This is a genomic window from Saccharopolyspora hattusasensis (assembly GCF_050972075.1).
GTDB lineage: Bacteria > Actinomycetota > Actinomycetes > Mycobacteriales > Pseudonocardiaceae > Saccharopolyspora > Saccharopolyspora hattusasensis.
The window spans coordinates 5,352,200-5,368,401 of sequence record NZ_JBPCDC010000001.1; the positions used below are offsets into that span (position 1 = coordinate 5,352,200).

Consider the following 16,202-nt stretch of genomic DNA (forward strand, 5'->3'; position numbering starts at 1 on the left):
CACTCATGGTCCACAGCGGACCCATCATGCCCACAATCAGCTACGTGAATGTTTACCCAGGTCGTTCCGTATGTGATCCCGCCACACAACGGTGTATCAGCAATGGGCATTGGCACTGCTTGAGTCTGTCGCAACGATGGCACGAGTTTCGCTCGAACCCAAAGGAGAGTCCGATGTCGAAATCTTCTGGCGGTCTGCTTTCAGGCCTCGAAGTCGCGGTCACCGTGGACGACCAATTCCAGTGGACCGGGATCCCGTTTCCCGAAGGGCATGGTCCGCACACCGTGTCGAAGAAGATGATGAAGGCTTTTGAAGCCTATGGGGTTCCCGGCGTTTACGCCTTCAACAGCACTGCGCCGACGGAGGAAGATCCGCGCGTGCTCGACATCCTCGATGACTGGTGCGCCGCCGGGCACTACGTCGGCAACCACACGCACCAGCACATCAGCCTCAACTGGCTGGACGTCGACACCTACCTCCGCGACATCGAGACCAGCGAGCGGCTGTTGAGCAGGTGGATAGAGGCATCGCCGTCGCGCTACTTCCGCTACGCCTTCGCCATGGAGGGCGACAGCGCGACCAAGACGAGCCAGGTCCAGACGCACCTGAGCCAAAACGGGTTCCTGTCCTCCCCGGTCACGCTCTGGTTCTACGACGCCCAGTTCATGGTCGCCTATGACCGCGCCCTGCGGCTCACGGACCGGGCGGCGCAGCGCTGGATCGAGGACACCTTGGTCGACACCGCGATCGAGCAGATCGAAAACCAAGCAGCCGCGGCTACTGCCGCGCTCGGCCGCTCACCGGCGCACATCATGCTGATCCACGGCACGACGGTCGCCGGTGCGACCATCGAGCGGATCCTCGGTCGGCTCACCGAGGAAGGCGTCGTGTTCGTCACCTCGGAACGGGCGATGGCCGACCCTGCCAACGTGATCGGTTCGCCGGTGACCACCCGCCAGTTCCGCAACTCGACGCAGAAGTGGGCCGAGCACGCGGGCGTGTCCATCCCGGATGTTCCGCCGGCGGTGCTCGCCGAGGTGGAGAAGGCGGCTCCCATCGAGGGCATGAGTTACGACGAGGTTCTTGGCCGGGCGATCCAGGAGTGGACGCGCCGGGTGTCCTTCACTCCGGTTCCGGCCGACTTCCACTGAGAAGGGACCTGGCATGAGCGAACCGCGAATCCACTCAGGCGGAACTTCTCAGTCGCTGGAGACGCTGCGCACCCGTGCTGCGCGGCTGGCATCGGCCCTCAACGCCGACGGGATCGGTCCGGGCGACTGCGTCGCCGTTGTCATGCGCAATGACATCGCGTTCGTGGAGGTGACGCTCGCGGTCGGGCTCGTCGGGGCTGCCCCGGTTCCGATCAACTGGCACTGGACGGGGGACGACCTCGCACACGCGCTGGCCGACAGCCGCTCCCGGCTCGCGGTGGTCCACACCGACCTGCTGCCGGCCGTGGAGTCCAGCGCACCCGGGCTGCCGATCATCGAGGCGGAGATACCGCCCGGGGTGCGGTGCGCCTACGGGCTGGCCGAACAGCCGTCCACCGGAAGGTGGCCGACGCTGTCGCAGCGCATCGACGACCACGAACCCCGCACCGAACCCTCACCTGCCGCCCCGATGAGCGTTATCTACACGTCCGGCACCACCGGGCGGGCCAAGGGAGTGCTCCGCGACCCGGTCGCGGTGGCCGACCGCCCGACGTTGCTGGCCAACATCGCGAAGCTGTGGCACCTGGCTCCAGCCGAGACGACCCTCATCCCGGCGCCGCTCTACCACTCCGCTCCGAACGTGCACGCCACCTTCGCCGTCGCGCTGGGCATGAACTTGCACATCATGCCTCGCTTCGACGCCGAGGAGTTCCTGCGGCTGGTGCAGGAGCACCGCGTCAACAGCGTGCAGATGGTTCCTACGATGTTCAACCGGCTGCTGCAGCTGCCCGAGCAGGTGCGGCGTTCCTACGACCTCTCCTCGCTGAAGGCCATCGTGCACGCGGCCGCGCCGTGCCCGCGGCACGTCAAGGAAGCCATGATCGGCTGGTTGGGTCCGATCGTGCACGAGTACTACGGCGGCGCCGAGGTGGGTGCCTTCACCGCCTGCGACACGGCGGAGGCCCTGAGCCGTCCGGGCACCGTCGGGCGCCCGATCCTTGATGCCGATGTGCGCATCCTCGGCGAGGACGGAACTGACAAGCCGGTGGGCGAGGACGGCATCGTCTACGGGCGCTGCTTCACCGGCTGGCCGGACTTCACCTACATCGATGACGAGCCCAAACGCCGTCGGATGGAAAGGGACGGATACCTCACCCTCGGCGACATCGGCCACCTCGACAACGAGGGCTATCTCTACCTCAGCGACCGGCTCAACGACATGGTCATCTCGGGCGGGGTGAACATTTACCCCGCCGAGGTCGAGGCGTGCCTGCTCGACCTTGAGGGGGTCGCCGATGTGGCCGTGTTCGGCATCCCCGACCCCGACCTGGGAGAGGTGCTCGCCGCCCACATCCAGCCGATCCCCGGCGCGATCCTCCACCCGGCCGAGATCCGGACCCACGTCGGCTCCCGCCTGGCGCGCTACAAGGTGCCGCGGGAAGTGGTGCTCGCCGACGAGCTGCCGCGCGAGGACACCGGAAAACTGTTCAAGCGCCGTCTCAAGCAGCAGTACCTCGAGGCGGCGGGGCACAACGGGGACGAGGGGGTTGCATGAGTTCGTCCGTCCTTCTCGAGAGCCCGGAGACCGGTATCGCGCGGGTGGTGCTGAACCGGCCCGAGCGTCGCAACGCGCAGAACCCCCAGATGCTCTACGACCTCGACGAGGCGCTGGCGATCGCGGTCCGGGACCGCACAGTCCGGGTGATCATCCTGGCTGGTGCGGGCCCCGACTTCTCCGCCGGACATGATCTCGACGAACGCGACTCGAGGATTCCCGGGCCGTCCGTGGCCACCCTCGAGGGCGCTTTCGACGCCGACGGGGTCGAGGGCAGGCACGCGTTCGAATGCGAGGCCTATCTGGGAATGTGCCGCCGGTGGCGCGATCTGCCCAAACCCACGATCGCCCAGGCCCACGGGCGGTGCATCGCCGGAGCGCTGATGCTGTTGTGGCCGATGGACCTGATCGTGGCCGGCGAATCGGCGACCTTCTCCGATCCGGTAGCGGCATTCGGGCTCAACGGTGCGGAGTACTTCACCCACGTGTGGGAGGTGGGCGCGCGCAAGGCCAAGGAAATGCTGTTCACCGGCGCTCCTGTGACTGCTGCGGACGCACATCGGCTGGGCATGGTCAACCACGTGGTCCCCGACGACGACCTCGCGGACTTCACCCTCGACCTCGCACGGCGGATCGCACGCATGCCCGAGTACGCGCTGCGGCTGGCGAAGTCCAGCGTCAACAACAGCCTCGCCGCCCAAGGCCAGGACGTGGCGCTGGAGTCGGCGTTCGCCCTGCACATCGCCGGGCACGCCAACAACCTCTCCCGCCACGGCGACATCATCGACCCCGGTGGTGTCGACACGATCCGGGAGCTGTCCCGCCAGTCGCCGGAGCGTGCGCCGTGACGAATCCATCCCGAACCAGCCCGCGGGAGGCAGCGTTGACCAGCGACATCCGTCCAACCATCGAAGGTTGGCTCGCCGAGTACGACGCACGGGACGCCGACGTCGCGTGGCTGCTGTGCGACCGGCACGACCCGAATGCGGTCGCCTTCACCTTCGTCGACGCCGACCTGCGGACGTACGACCTGACCTTCGGTGAGCTCGCCGAGCGTTCCCGCCGACTCGCCACCGTGCTCGCCGACCACGAATTGCGGCGCGGCAGCAGAGTGCCGGTGCTCATGGGAAAACGACCGGAACTCATCGTCACGCTCGTGGCGATCTGGCGCCTCGGTGCGGTCCACGTGCCGCTGTTCACCGCGTTCGCCACCGGAGCCGTCCAGCTGCGCGTCGAGGCGGCCGGCGCCGAGCTCGTGATCACCGACCCCGCGCAGCGTGCCAAGGTCGACCCGATTCCCGGGATCACGGCACTCGACGTCGTCCAGTTGGAGCGGGCCGCTGCCGACCGTGAACCCCACACCGGGCGGGAGACGGTTGGCGGCGACGGCACATTCCTGCAGCTCTACACCAGCGGCACGACGGGGCGGCCGAAGGGCGTTGCGGTGCCGGTACGGGCGATAGCCGGGTTCCGGTCGTACATGCACTTCGCCATGGACGTCACGGCGGACGACGTGCACTGGAACGCGGCCGACCCCGGGTGGGCCTACGGCCTCTACTACGGCATCGTCACACCACTGGCCGCGGCCCGGCGCAACCTGCTGGTGGACGCCGGATTCACCCCCGAGCTCACCACGGAGGTCCTGCGACGGCAGGCGGTGACCAACTTCGCCGGTGCACCCACCATGTACCGGGCCATCGGCCGCAGCGGCCTCGTCGAGGGCGTGCGGCTGCGGCGTGCGTGTTCGGCGGGAGAGCCACTGACACCTGACATCGTGCGGTGGGCGCGCGAGACCCTCGACGTCGAGATCCGCGACCACTACGGGCAGACCGAACTGGGCATGGTCATCGGCAACTGCGCGCACGAGAACGTGGCACGTCCGCTCAAGGACGCGTCGATGGGACAGCAGCTGCCGGGCATCGTCGCCGACGTCGTCGACGGACGGATCGCGGTGTCGACCAAGAGTCCGCTGTTCTGGTTCACCGGGTACCGGGGAGAGCCCGAGCGCACCGACGAGCGCTTCACCGGGGACGGCGCCTGGTACCTCACCGGCGACACCGGACGTGTCGATGAGGACGGCTACTTCTTCTTCACCGCACGGGACGACGACGTCATCCTGGCCGCCGGATACCGGATTGGACCGTTCGACGTGGAGAGCGTGCTGATCACCCACCCCGCTGTCGCCGACGTCGCCGTGGTGGGGCAGAAGGACCCGGACGGTGTGCGCGGCGAAATCGTGGTGGCCTATGCCGTTCTCCTCGAAGGTGCCGAGCCCGGAGACGACCTCGTTCGGGAGCTTCAGGCGCACGTGCGCGAGCGTTACTCGGCCCATGCCTACCCCCGACTGATCCGGTTCGTGGACGCGCTCCCCAAGACACCCAGCGGGAAGGTGCAGCGGTTCAAACTGCGCGAGCTTCACGCTGACTGACGAACGCACTCGCCAGCTTCCGAAACCCACGCGATTCCAGGAGAAACATGCGCATTGATCCGACAACGGCGGCTGTAGTGACTGGAGGTGCTTCTGGTCTCGGCGAAGCGACCGTGCGGCGCCTGTACCGCGAAGGCGCTTCGGTCGTCATCGCCGACCTGCCCTGCTCCTCAGGTCAGTCGCTAGCTGACGCCCTCGGAGAACGCGCGGTTTTCGTGCCCGCCGATGTTCGAGAAGAAGCGGGAGTGTCACGTGCACTCGATGCCGCTGAGGAATTCGGCGGGCTGCGAGTAGTCATCACGTGCGCCGGGATCGCGACACCGGGGCGGATCCTGGGAAGCGGCGGCCCGCTCTCGCTCGACGAGTTCAAACAGGTGCTGGACATCAACCTCGTCGGCACGGTCAACATGCTCAGACTCGCCGCCGCGCGGATGTCCGCGAACGAACCGGTCGACGGCGACCGAGGCGCCGTGATCATGACCTCCTCGATCTCCGCCTACGACGGCCAGATCGGCCAAGCCGCTTATGCCGCCAGCAAAGGCGGTATCGCCGCGCTGACGCTCAGCGCCGCGCGTGACCTGGCCGAACACGGGATCCGCGTGAACACCATCGCCCCGGGCATCTTCGCCACACCCCTCATGCTCGGCCTTCCCGACAAAGGACGGAAAACCCTCGAACAGCGCGTACCCCATCCGCCCCGGCTCGGCACACCGGAAGAGTTCGCCTCGCTCGCCGCACACATCATCGACAACCAGATGATCAACGGCGAGGTAATCCGCCTCGACGGCGCCCTACGAATGCCACCGAAGTGACGGCGTGCAGGTTTCGGTGCACCGGTGCGATCCGCATCGCCGATCACCGCGCGGCGTGCAGTCGTTGCCGGAGAGGGGCCCACTGCCCCCGCAGCAACGCGAGTCTGCTCGTGCGGAGATCGCTCTCGGGTAGTTGGGTGTGCAGGCGCAGTTCGCGGGGAGAGCACCATGGCCTGGTTGATCACGAACGGCACCTGAATCCCCGCATCGCATACGAGGGTGTCGATTCGGTCCTGGGCGCCGGGAGTGGTGGCGAGGAGGGTGTGCAGGATCGCAAGGTCGAAGCCGGGCAGGAACAGGCCGGTGAATTCGAAGTCCAGCAGCGCACACTGTCCGGCTTCGGTGACAAGGAGGTTGGACGGCAGCGGGTCGCCGTGGCCGGCCTGCTGTGGTGGCGGTACCTGGTTCAGCAACGCGTGCGGCGCGGCACGGTCTTCGGTGTCGAAGAACCCCATGCGGTGGGTAACGCTCGATACGGTCGGGATAGCTGAATACCGGCGCCAGTACACCTACGGGAGGATTCCACCGTGCGAAGGCGGTGACCGTGTCCAGCACCGCGGCCAGTGTCGTTTCCTTCAAAGGGTGTTCGGGGTAGCGGTCGGTGCCGACCACCGGGCCGGGCAGGTGCTCGACGACCAGTACCGCGGTCCTGTCTGTGTGCACCAGACTCGGTACTCGCACCGGCGGTGGGTGGGTGGTGAAGGCCTGGTAGTGCCGGATCTCGTGGTCGAACTTCGCACGCCAGAACTCCTCGCCGGTGCGCAATACTTTGATCACCACGAGTCGCTGGTCACGGTGTCCGAGGGCGAGCAGCGATTTCTCGCCGCGCGCAAAACTGTCTCGATCTCGGTGCCGCCGAGATCGAGATCGTCCAGGTCAGGCGGCATGCTGGTCATCAGCGGCGCGTCCTTTCACGGCGTGGGTGATCTTCTCGAGCAGAGCGGTTTCGGCGCCGGGGGTTTACCAAGTGGACACGTGCACCAGGATCTCCGATCCCGCCCTCGGTCAGGAACCCCGCACTCACACGAGGTGTCTCACATCAGTCTGGCAAAGAGGGTTTGGCCTAGCGGTCGGCTAGGCGAGTAACAGGTTCTCCACTGCGCCGATGCGGAGGTCTAACCGGGTCGAGTTCACTCCCCGCGCGGCCTTGCGGGCGCGGTCGATCGTCGTCCGTGCGGCGTCGAACACCCCGGCGCGGGCGTACGACTCAGCCAGCCACGTCTGGTAGAGGGCGACCTCTCGGGCGTGCTCGGGGGTGTATGCCGCGATGGCACCGGACAGCAGCGGCTCGGCGGTGAGCGGGTCGCCCAATTCGATCAGGCAGCGCCCGGCCATCACGTCGATTTCCTTGCGGTCCAGCCAGTAGACCCACTCCGGTTCCTCGACCCCGGCGGACCGCTGTTCGTAGGAGTCGTCCACCGCGTCCAGCGCCCGCTGGGTGCCGTCGCGGTCCCGGGCGCGTGCGCTGGCCCAGGCCACCCTTTCCAGCAGTAGCGCCCGGACAACCGGGGTGGTGCGGCCCTCGGTCCCCTTGACGGCCGAGCGGGCCAGTAGCGCCGCGTCGGCCGGATCGCCCACGTTGGCAATCTGGTAGCTCAGGCTGGACAGCAGTTGCCCGGCTAGCGCGGGGTCGCCCGCGTCGCGGGCGGCGGACACCCCGGAGAGGTAGACGCGCTGAGCCTCGGTGTAGTGCCCGGCGTCGCTGGCGACCCATCCGGCGAGCTGGGCGAGTTCGCCCAGCACGGTCAGCAGGCGGCGGCCGGTTCGCTCGGTGTAGCTGGCCTCGCTGAGGACGTTCTGAGCGCTGGTGAGTTCGTTGCGTACCAAGGGAAAAAGGTCCCGGCCGCCGATCACGTCGTCAAGGTGCCGAAGTTCGATCACGCGGTCTTCCAACTTGGCCGCCAGCGTCGCCCCGACGCGCCGCCCGGCTGCTGAGTGGACCTCGGCCGGGGTGTCGGCCCCCAGCCACTCGTGAGCGATCCGGAGCGGATCATCCGGCGGGCCGTACAGGGTGTCCAGGGAGACGTTCAGCGCGCGGGCGTACGCGGTGACGTGCTCCGGCTTGATCGCCCGTTTCCCGGTCTCCAGCAGGCCGAGAAGCGGCTTGCTGTAGTGCGTGCGGGCAGCCATCGCGGACAGGCTCACTCCGGCGGCCTCGCGGGCCGCCCGCAGGTTCGCGCCGAGGTCAGACACCGATCACCATCTGTAGACGCCAGTAGTCGCCAAACCCATTCACATAACCCCACTGTGATGACGAGGCTACAGGGTGGGGCCGCCGCCGGTGATCGACTTTCCCCCGAAGTCTCCCCGCCCGGCCGGGTCGGCCCGACCACGACGGGAAGGGGTGCCGGATGTCGTTCATGGCAGCGCTGGCGCTCATGGCGTGCTGTGTCGTCGGCTCGGCGGTGGTAAGCGGGCTGGCCTTCGCGGTGAGCGAGCAGGCGGAGCGGCGGAGGCGTCGGCAGGCCGCCGAGTAGGCGGAGGAGATCGACGCCGAGGACTGGCGGGAGGCGGCGGAGCGTGAGTTGTTCCGAGGTTGACGAGTTGCTGGCCGAGCTTCGCCGCCGGGGGTGGATGTTGTACGTGTTCGGCCCGAAGGACGCGCCGGAGGTGGTGGCGCACGTGTTCCAGTGGGATACCTGCGCGGATGTAGTGATCCTGCGCGGTGAGGAGGACGCGACGGCCTACCGGGTGCCGACTTTCCCGAGTACGGATGTGTTCGCCCCGGAGTTGGTCTCGTGGCACTACCACGCCTCGGCGGCGTGGACGTTGCGGGCGGTGCTCACGATCGACCCTCCGGGGCATCCGGACGCCCCGATGGGGGTACTTCGGCCGGTGCCCGGGTGCGGGGTGCCGATGGAGATACGGCGGCCGGTCAGTATCCGGCCGACTGCGCTGGCCGGGGCCGTTGGTCCGGGCGAGCGAGCAAGGTTCCGCGCAACCGGCGCGGGTTCCTAGGGTGAGTGGAATCGAAGGAGGTCACGACAGTGGGCAAGGACAAGAACGACGGCGGCACCACGGACGGCGGCAGGCACGACGTGGGTCGGGACGGGCAGACCGGTAAGACGTCCGACGACATCGACCCCAAGGAGTACGAGCAGGGGTCCAAGTGACCGAGGTGGCCGCCCCGGACGGGGTGCGCGGCCTGGTGGCCGAGCTGGACTCGGCGGGCACCTTGCCCGCCGAGTTCCGCCCGGCTTTCCTTGCTGCGGCCCGGGAATGGTTCGTTCCGGGGCGGTTCTGGTATCAGCCCGGCGACGACGGGGCCGAGGACGTGGCGGTGGACCGGGCCAGCGACCCGGACCGCTGGCTGTCGGCGGTGTACTCGGACCGGGCGTTGGTGACGCAGTTCGATGACGGGGCGACCGAGTGGCCGGAGGTCGGTCACCGTCCGACCAGTTCGGCGTCCATGCCCTCGGTGGTCGCGGGGATGCTGCGGGCGCTGGAGCCTCAGCCGGGTAACGCGGTGCTGGAGATCGGCACCGGGACCGGGTGGAACGCGGCGCTGCTGGCGGAGATTGTCGGCGGGTCCGGGCACGTGACCACGGTCGAGATTGACCCGGAGGTGGCCGGGCAGGCGCGGGCGAACCTGCGCGCGGCCGGGTATGAGCGGGTGGAGACGATCGAGGGCGACGCGGCGGCCGGGCTCGCGGGTGATCGCCGGTTTGATCGGATCATCGCGACCGCTGGTGTCCATCTTGGACAGTTGCCGTACTCGTGGGTCGAGCGCACAGCCCCGGGCGGGGTGATCGTCGCCCCGATGCGGGCGGACATGGCGACCGGGCCACTGGTGCGGTTCGTCGTCCGCGAGGACGGCACCGCGACCGGGAACGCGGTGGAGTGGCTGAAAGTGTCCTTTATGGACATGCGCTCGCATCGCGTCCAGCGGACCGATTTCGGGACTATGCGGTGGGATGACGACTCGGCCGACCAGTCATGGACCGACTTGGCCCCGTGGGTGCCGCTGCTGGCCGATGATCACCGCTGGCCGATCGCGGTCGCCCTGCCCGGGTGCCGGTACGACGTGTGGGAACGCACCGAAGACCGGCCCGGGGTGGCGTGGCTGTCCGATCCGTCGTCCGGATCGTGGGCCAGCGTCGCCCCGGAGGGCGAGGGCCGGTACGTGGTCCGGCAGTTCGGGCCGCGCCGGTTGTGGGATGCCGCCGAGGCGGCCTACCGGTGGTGGCAAGGACGCGGCGAACCGCCCTTGTCGGCGTGGGAGTGGACCATCACCCCGGACAGGCAGAGCGTCACTCTGCCGCCCGATTCAGGCCGCTGAGAACGGCTATGCGCGCCCCGGTTCCGCTCAGGCGGGACCGGGGCGCGTCGCGTTGTCGGCGGTGCCGTGTTGCCAGCACAGGGCCGCGTGCAGTCGCTGTATCGCGTGTTCGTCGTCGGCCTCGGTTGGGTCGTCGCCCACGGGTAGCCACTCCTCGGCGTGGCCGTGCACGGCGCGGGTGATCGGCATCCCGAGGTAGGTCACGGATTCGCCGCCGAGGACGGCGGTGCGGGTGCTCATGGTGAGTTCCACGTTCCGGCCGTAGGTCGGACCGGTGGCGGGGGAACAGTGAAGCCCTTCGGACATGGGCTTACCTGGTCTTTCTCGATTACTGCGGGGTAGTCCACAGAAGATCGGGCGACCGGCGCGGCCCGTTACACGTCCTCGGTGGGCTGTGTTGAAACGAATTCAACGGCCGGTCCGTCGGCCGGTCGTCCAGCAGGTCCCGCAGCTTGCCGTCCAGCCGGGAGACCTCGGCGGCCCACCATGCGGCCTCACGGTCGGCGTGCCCCGGCGGGGCGGCGGCCAGCGGGCCGAGCCCGGCGGCGGCCTGCCGCCAGCGGGTGTGTTCGGCCTCGGCGTGCTCGGCGGCGGTCGCGGTGCGCCGGATCTCGTACTCGGTCGCACGGCGGCACCCGACCGAGCAGTACGCGGCCGGGCGGCCGGTCCCGGCGGGCTCGCCGAGCGGCTGCCCGCAGCGGCGACAGTGGATGATCATCGTGGTTTCTCCGCGTGGTGACCTGCGGTTTCCTGTCGGCGCGCATGCGAGCCTGACCGACGATTCGGCCGGCCGCGGGGAGGGAGGGTTAACCCCCTGGTCCCGTCACAGGGTCGGCAGCGCCGCGCCGGTTGCGGACTGCCCGGGTGGCGTGGTGGTGCCGGGCTGCACGCTGGCCCCGGCGGGTGAACCGAGCACGGGTACTGCGCTGTCGGTGCTGGCCTTGACCTTCCACACCCGGCCCCACATGGCGGGGCTGAGGGTGATCACGTCCGGGGTGCCGTCGGCGGCGAGGATCGCGTTCACCGCGTCGGAGATCACGTCCAGGTTGGACAGGGCGGTCATGGCCCAGGTCTGAATCCCGGGGGTGGTGAGCACGCCGACTGACGGGATACCGGTGCCCGGGTCGGTGAGATACGCGGTGTCCAGGGTGCGCCGGAGACTGCGGGCCAGGGATTCGCCGGTCATCTCGGCGGCGGCCGGGTCGGAGTCGGTGGCCAGTTCCCGGGACAGCACGGTGAGCCCGGCGACCTTGGCCGGGGTGAGCACCAGCTCATCCACGGTCGGGTCACCTCGGGTCATCTCTTCGCCCTCGGCGGTCCAGACGGAGGGAACGTCCTCGGACAGCCGGGGCACCGACACCCGGGATCGGCCGGTCTTGATCACGGTGGCGGTGCGCAGCGCGAGGGAGGTTCGCTCCAGCGGGAGCAGGACCAGCGCGGCCCGGTCGGGCGGGGTGAGCGCGGGGCCGGTCGGCGGTGTGGTGGTGAGAAGCGGGTTCGTGTTCGGCGCGGTCAGCGCGTGATCAGCTCCAGGCTGCCGAAAGGTGGCGTGTGGACGATCGACGCGCCTCTAGCGCTGGTCGAGTGCTCGCCTGGAGCTAACGGGCTCGAACGGACCGGCCCTACCGGGAACCGCTCGGCTGCCCGCGAGGCTAGGTGATCACCGTTCCCGCAGCAACCCCGACCACGTGGCCGTGTGCTCCTCGGCCACCCCGCCCCGGTACCCCTGCGAGGGGTCCGGTTTCGGGCCGCGCCGCCAGTGCGGGTGTGCCTCGGCGAGTTCATCGGCGGCGGCCCGTACCCGGTCCGGGTCCACGGTGCCGTCCTCGGCCAGCACGTCGGACAGCTCCAGCCCGTCCCGCCAGAGGTCGGCCCCGTCGTGCAACCGTCCCCCGGCGAGCCGTTCGGCCTCGGCCTGCCGCATGGCGGTCACCTGATCGGCGAGCCGGTCTCGCTCGGCCTGCGCCTCGCGCAGTTCCCGCCGATACCGGGCGGCCTGCCGGTTGGCTCGCTCGCCGCCCTGCTCCGGTTCGCCGGTCTCCTCCCGCCCCGGTCTCCTGCGGGCCGTCTGCGGCGATCTCAGGGCCGCTGTCCGGGCTCGGCGCGGTGGCGCTCGTTGTCCTCGGCGGCCGGGTCGGTGGTCGGCTCGGTCATGCGGTCGGTCCCTCCTGCTCGGTCAAGGTGCGGATGTGGTGATCAAGCACGTACTCGGCGGCGGTCGCCGGGTCGGCGTCGGCGGCCCCGGCATAGGACACCCGCGCTGAGGACCACCAGTAATCGGCCATCGCGGCCACCAGCGGCAACGGGTCGGCCCGGTTGGCGGCCACGATCGCGGCCAGCCCGTCCGGGTCGTGCCGGATCGCGGCCCGGAACGCGGCCAGCGCGTCCAGCCGGGCGGCCCGCTGCGCCTCGGCGGACAACGGTTCTCGTTGTGTGGTCACGTTTTAGTAGGGCTTTGTTAGATCGTCGTGGTGGTTTCTGGTGGCAGGTGGGGCATCGGCCTGTCCAGGTGGCCAGCAGTACCTGGAGTCCATGGAGGATCTTGTAGAGGGTCAGGCCGCCCCAGGTGCTTTTGGGCTTGTCAACCTGAGTTCGGTGAGGAAGAGGTGCGCGGCGGAGACGAGGGTGACGTGGCGGTGCCAGCCGGTGAAGGAGCGTCCTTCGAAATGGGTGAGTCCCAGGCCGATTTTCAGTTCGCGGTAGTCGTGTTCGATGCGCCAGCGGATCTTGGCCAACCGCACCAGCGTGCGGATCGGGGTGTCGGCGGGCAGGTTGGAGATCCAGTAGTCGGTGGGCGCGGGCTGATGCGGCGGCCATTCGGCCACCAGCCAGCATTCCGGCAGGTTGCCGCCTGCGTCTTTGGGGATATCGCGGTTGGCGGGCCGGATGCGCAGCGCCAGGAAACGGGAGCGCATCTTCGCCGTGGGATTACCACCGGTCTTCTTGCTGCCCTCACGCCAGGTCACCCGCCGCAGACTGCCGCGCCCCGCGGCCAGTGCCAGCCCCCGCAGCGTCGACGGCGGGTCCGGGTAGCGAGGCACGGGCCGGCGGCCACGCCCGCTATACGCGGCGGTCACCGGCACGGCATCCGCAGGGTGGGCGGTGGTCGAGGCTTTCGCGGCCATCACATACGACAGGCCCCGATCGGCAAGCTCACCCCGGAAGGTCGCGTTGTCCCCGTAACCCGCGTCGCCGACCAGCACCGGCGGAGTGTGTCCCCACGCGGCGAGTTCGTCGATCATGTCCAGTGCCTGACGCCATTTCGGGAGATGCCCCTCCTCCGCCGGGATCGCGCACCGCGCCCGCCGGACGGCGATGCGTTCGGCCTCGGCGCCGGTCGCGCAGTCGTCATCCCAGGACTCCGGCAGAAACAGCCGCCAGTTCAACGCCGACGAGCAGACGTCGGTGACCGCGTGCAAGCTCACCGCGATCTGGCAGTTGGTGACCTTGCCCGCTGTGCCGGTGTACTGCCGCGCCACCCCCGGCGAGGCATCCCCGTCTTTTTCATGGCCGGTGTCATCCAGCACCCACGCATCCGGTGCCACCACATCGACCGCACGCTTGGCCAACCGTCGCCGCACCGCAGCGTAATCCCACGTCGAGGACGTGATGAACTGCTGCAACCGCTGATGATCAACATTAAGACGCTCGGCCATCGGCTGCATCGACTTCCGCCGCCCGTCCAGCATCAACCCCCGCAGATACAGCCCACCGTTGAGCCGCTGCTCACGACGCGCAAACGACGTGAACAACTCCCCAGCGAAGTCCTCCAAGCGGTCCCGGACCTGATCAAGCTCTCCAGCCAGCACACCAAGATCATCGCACACCCTGATCAACAACTAACAAAGCCCTATTAGGTCGGTGACCGGATTCGCGGAGGGGGGTTGCGTGGTTCGGTCAGCAGTGCGGCGACCCGGGCGCGTTGCTCCGGGCTCAGCGGAGGGAACCGGGCCAGCGTCCGGCGTAGGTGCGCCTCGGCGACGGGCAGGGCGGCGGGGTGCTCACGCGGCGTCGGGTGACACCCCCGGCTTGCCGTTCACCAGGTCATCCAGCGTCACCCCGTACAGCGCGGCGAGCGCCTGGAGCCGGTCCAGCGGCGGGGTCCACATGCCCCGCTCGTAGCCCCGGACAGCCTGCCAGGATCGTCCAATGTGGATGGCCACCTGTTCCCGGGACAGTCCGGCGGCCTCGCGCGCCGAGCGCAACCCCTCAGCAAGCGGTGACATCCGTTCCACCTTCCAAAGAAAGAGCGCGGGCGGGTTGAGTGATGTCAAGTTAGCAAATGTCGAACGGCCATTACAGGCTTATCAACAATCAAATACGAAGAAAGCCCGGCAGTGAATTAATGTCACTGCCGGGCTATTCTCCTCGCAATTATGCGGCCGGGACACTTTCCGGTGTCGGGTCGGCGCTGGTCGCCGGGGTCTTGGGTGTCAGCGTGATCCGGCCGTAGTCGAGTTCCACTCCGCGCGGCAGGCGGCCGGGCTTGGCCCTGCCGACGGTGATGGTCATCACCGCGTCCATGATCGCCCGCTGCCGTGCGATGCTCTGCGCCCGGAACGCCTCGCTCGGCCGGGCCGCGTTCGCTACCCCATCCAGCACCGAGCCCGCGCCGGTCGCGTCGAGTTCGGCAGTGGCGGCCTCCAGCTTGTCCGCCACCCGTGCCCGCTGCCGCAACCATTCGGCCTTGGTGATCTCGCCGTCCCCGTACAGGTCGCCCAGCTGCTCCAGCCGGAGCTGATACGTGGCCACCTTGGCCCGCAGAGCGGTCACGGTCTGCCGGTCGGAGTCGGGCAGCAGCCCCGGCCCTCGGCGTCCAGCAGGCGGCACACGGCCTCGGTCACGTAGGCGTCCATCGGTTCGCCGTTGATGTTGACGTGCCGAGTGGAGCGGCACCGGTACATCCGGCGGGCCGACCCGTCCCGGTTCGTCACGCTCGCCGAGCGCAGGTCCCACCCGCACACCCCGCACCGGTAGAGCCCCGACCCGACCCACTTCAATGAGCGCACCCCGGAATAGGTGGTGCGCTTCGGGTCGGACAGCAGCTCCCGCACCCGGTACAGCTCCTCCTCGGTGATGATCGTGGGCCAGTCGCTCGTACCGACGATCTCGCCCTTGTGCTCCACCAGACCGGCGTTCAGCGCCCGGCACAGCGTCCGCTTGACGTTCTGCTGCGTCCACTTCCCGCCGCGCACCGTGGGCAAGCTGCCCTCCCACAACTTCGTCACCGCGTAGCAGGACTCGCCCGCCAGCACCCGGGCCACCCCGTCCCGTACCGCGTCGGCCTCGGCGGGCTCCAGCTCCACCCCGGTCACCTTGTGCGGCGGTTCCGGGACATCGAACAGGAACCGGAACCCGAACGGGCGCGGCGAACCGAGCCACTTCCCGGCGGCGGCGTGCGCCTTCTCGTCCCGGATGCGCTCGGACATGTGCTCGACCTCTTGCCGCGCAACGGCTCCAGCGATCCGGGCTTGCATCCGGCCATTAGCGGTCGACAGGTCCAGCGTCCCGGCCCGCACGCACTGCGTCGGCACGTCCCGGTCCTGGCAGACCGTGATGTACTCCTCCAGCTCGGTCGGCGACCGGTGCAACCGGTCCGTGTGCCAGGCCAGCACCGCGTCCGCCCTGCCCGCCCGCAGGAACGCCAGCATCCGCGAGTAGTCCTTGCGCGGCTTGCCCGAGTACGCGGACATGTCGTTGTCCACGAACACCGCGACCACCAGCCACCCCAACCGCTCGGCCAGAGCCCGGCAATCCTTCTCCTGCCGCTCCACCCCGAGCCCCGCGCCAACCTTGTCCTTGGAAATCCGGACATAGATCACCGCACGCAACCGCCGGTCACCCTCGGAACCGGCCACCACATCGGCCGTTTTCGGCCTCGCACTCCTGCTCACATTTGGAGTGTCAAAGGCGAACCATTGCCGAGGGCAACGAGTTCTGCATCTGACGTTCACGTTACGGAGTCGACGGGGATCGA

General features: G+C 68.8%; 20 protein-coding genes and 1 pseudogene. 9 read left to right on the plus strand and 12 right to left on the minus strand.

All coding sequences use genetic code 11. The features are described from left to right. Positions 1–173: 173 nt before the first annotated feature. Genes ACRXBZ_RS25515 through ACRXBZ_RS25535 form a run of 5 tightly spaced genes read left to right on the plus strand, consistent with a single transcriptional unit; the run spans position 174 to position 5,946 of the window. A complete protein-coding gene (locus ACRXBZ_RS25515; protein ID WP_433881237.1) occupies positions 174–1,151 on the plus strand; it encodes a polysaccharide deacetylase family protein in 978 nt (325 codons plus the stop codon). Between the two features lie 13 nt (positions 1,152–1,164). Continuing rightward, positions 1,165–2,706, plus strand: coding sequence for an AMP-binding protein (locus tag ACRXBZ_RS25520; RefSeq protein WP_433881238.1), 1,542 nt, complete (start codon positions 1,165–1,167; stop codon positions 2,704–2,706). After that, positions 2,703–3,554, plus strand: coding sequence for an enoyl-CoA hydratase (locus tag ACRXBZ_RS25525; RefSeq protein WP_433881239.1), 852 nt, complete (start codon positions 2,703–2,705; stop codon positions 3,552–3,554). The genes ACRXBZ_RS25520 and ACRXBZ_RS25525 overlap by 4 nt, the downstream gene beginning before the upstream one ends. A 35-nt stretch (positions 3,555–3,589) precedes the next feature. After that, positions 3,590–5,134, plus strand: coding sequence for an AMP-binding protein (locus tag ACRXBZ_RS25530; RefSeq protein WP_433881240.1), 1,545 nt, complete (start codon positions 3,590–3,592; stop codon positions 5,132–5,134). Positions 5,135–5,181: 47 nt separating this feature from the next. Then, entirely contained in the window at positions 5,182–5,946 is a 765-nt protein-coding gene (locus tag ACRXBZ_RS25535) for an SDR family NAD(P)-dependent oxidoreductase (protein WP_433881241.1), read from the plus strand. A 296-nt stretch (positions 5,947–6,242) separates the two neighbouring features. Here the strand turns inward: ACRXBZ_RS25535 and ACRXBZ_RS25540 are convergent. From ACRXBZ_RS25540 to ACRXBZ_RS25550, 3 genes and pseudogenes are all read right to left on the minus strand, one after another. Further along, positions 6,243–6,401, minus strand: a pseudogene (locus ACRXBZ_RS25540) (phosphotransferase); the annotation flags it as partial. Positions 6,402–6,719: 318 nt separating this feature from the next. After that, positions 6,720–6,842, minus strand: a complete 123-nt coding sequence (locus tag ACRXBZ_RS25545) for a hypothetical protein (RefSeq protein WP_433881242.1) — start codon at positions 6,840–6,842, stop codon at positions 6,720–6,722. Positions 6,843–7,020: 178 nt separating this feature from the next. Next, positions 7,021–8,139 (minus strand): helix-turn-helix domain-containing protein, encoded by a 1,119-nt coding sequence (locus tag ACRXBZ_RS25550; RefSeq protein WP_433881243.1) that lies wholly within the window; start codon positions 8,137–8,139, stop codon positions 7,021–7,023. A 158-nt stretch (positions 8,140–8,297) separates the two neighbouring features. On the opposite strand from ACRXBZ_RS25550, the gene ACRXBZ_RS25555 reads away from it, so the two are divergent. The 4 genes from ACRXBZ_RS25555 to ACRXBZ_RS25570 are packed head-to-tail and all read left to right on the plus strand — an operon-like array spanning position 8,298 to position 10,225. Further along, on the plus strand, positions 8,298–8,423 hold the full coding sequence (locus tag ACRXBZ_RS25555; protein ID WP_433881244.1) for a hypothetical protein: 126 nt from the start codon (positions 8,298–8,300) through the stop codon (positions 8,421–8,423). A gap of 43 nt (positions 8,424–8,466) precedes the next feature. Continuing rightward, positions 8,467–8,904, plus strand: a complete 438-nt coding sequence (locus ACRXBZ_RS25560) for a hypothetical protein (RefSeq protein WP_433881245.1) — start codon at positions 8,467–8,469, stop codon at positions 8,902–8,904. A gap of 29 nt (positions 8,905–8,933) precedes the next feature. Beyond that, positions 8,934–9,059, plus strand: coding sequence for a hypothetical protein (locus ACRXBZ_RS25565; RefSeq protein WP_433881246.1), 126 nt, complete (start codon positions 8,934–8,936; stop codon positions 9,057–9,059). Then, positions 9,056–10,225 carry a methyltransferase domain-containing protein gene (locus ACRXBZ_RS25570; protein ID WP_433881247.1) on the plus strand — a complete coding sequence of 390 codons (1,170 nt, stop codon included), beginning with the start codon at positions 9,056–9,058 and terminating at the stop codon, positions 10,223–10,225. Before ACRXBZ_RS25565 ends, ACRXBZ_RS25570 begins: the two co-directional genes overlap by 4 nt. Before the next feature lie 27 nt (positions 10,226–10,252). Here the strand turns inward: ACRXBZ_RS25570 and ACRXBZ_RS25575 are convergent, their stop codons facing one another. The 9 genes from ACRXBZ_RS25575 to ACRXBZ_RS25615 form a co-directional block, all read right to left on the minus strand. Then, the gene (locus tag ACRXBZ_RS25575; protein ID WP_433881248.1) at positions 10,253–10,465 is read right to left on the minus strand and encodes a hypothetical protein; all 213 of its coding nucleotides are present in this window, start codon (positions 10,463–10,465) and stop codon (positions 10,253–10,255) included. 88 nt (positions 10,466–10,553) lie between these two features. Continuing rightward, on the minus strand, positions 10,554–10,943 hold the full coding sequence (locus ACRXBZ_RS25580; RefSeq protein WP_433881249.1) for a hypothetical protein: 390 nt from the start codon (positions 10,941–10,943) through the stop codon (positions 10,554–10,556). 105 nt (positions 10,944–11,048) lie between these two features. Next, complete coding sequence (locus ACRXBZ_RS25585; RefSeq protein ID WP_433883970.1) at positions 11,049–11,741, minus strand: phage major capsid protein; 693 nt, start codon at positions 11,739–11,741, stop codon at positions 11,049–11,051. Between the two features lie 144 nt (positions 11,742–11,885). Further along, the gene (locus tag ACRXBZ_RS25590) at positions 11,886–12,149 is read right to left on the minus strand and encodes a hypothetical protein (protein ID WP_433881250.1); all 264 of its coding nucleotides are present in this window, start codon (positions 12,147–12,149) and stop codon (positions 11,886–11,888) included. Between the two features lie 226 nt (positions 12,150–12,375). Further along, positions 12,376–12,645 carry a hypothetical protein gene (locus ACRXBZ_RS25595; protein ID WP_433881251.1) on the minus strand — a complete coding sequence of 90 codons (270 nt, stop codon included), beginning with the start codon at positions 12,643–12,645 and terminating at the stop codon, positions 12,376–12,378. Positions 12,646–12,777: 132 nt separating this feature from the next. Further along, positions 12,778–14,034, minus strand: coding sequence for an IS701 family transposase (locus ACRXBZ_RS25600; protein ID WP_433881252.1), 1,257 nt, complete (start codon positions 14,032–14,034; stop codon positions 12,778–12,780). A 192-nt stretch (positions 14,035–14,226) separates the two neighbouring features. Continuing rightward, positions 14,227–14,451, minus strand: a complete 225-nt coding sequence (locus ACRXBZ_RS25605) for a helix-turn-helix domain-containing protein (protein ID WP_433881253.1) — start codon at positions 14,449–14,451, stop codon at positions 14,227–14,229. A 148-nt stretch (positions 14,452–14,599) separates the two neighbouring features. Further along, the gene (locus tag ACRXBZ_RS25610; protein ID WP_433881254.1) at positions 14,600–14,998 is read right to left on the minus strand and encodes a hypothetical protein; all 399 of its coding nucleotides are present in this window, start codon (positions 14,996–14,998) and stop codon (positions 14,600–14,602) included. Further along, on the minus strand, positions 14,995–16,083 hold the full coding sequence (locus tag ACRXBZ_RS25615) for a recombinase family protein (protein ID WP_433881255.1): 1,089 nt from the start codon (positions 16,081–16,083) through the stop codon (positions 14,995–14,997). Before ACRXBZ_RS25615 ends, ACRXBZ_RS25610 begins: the two co-directional genes overlap by 4 nt. Positions 16,084–16,202 lie beyond the last annotated feature (119 nt).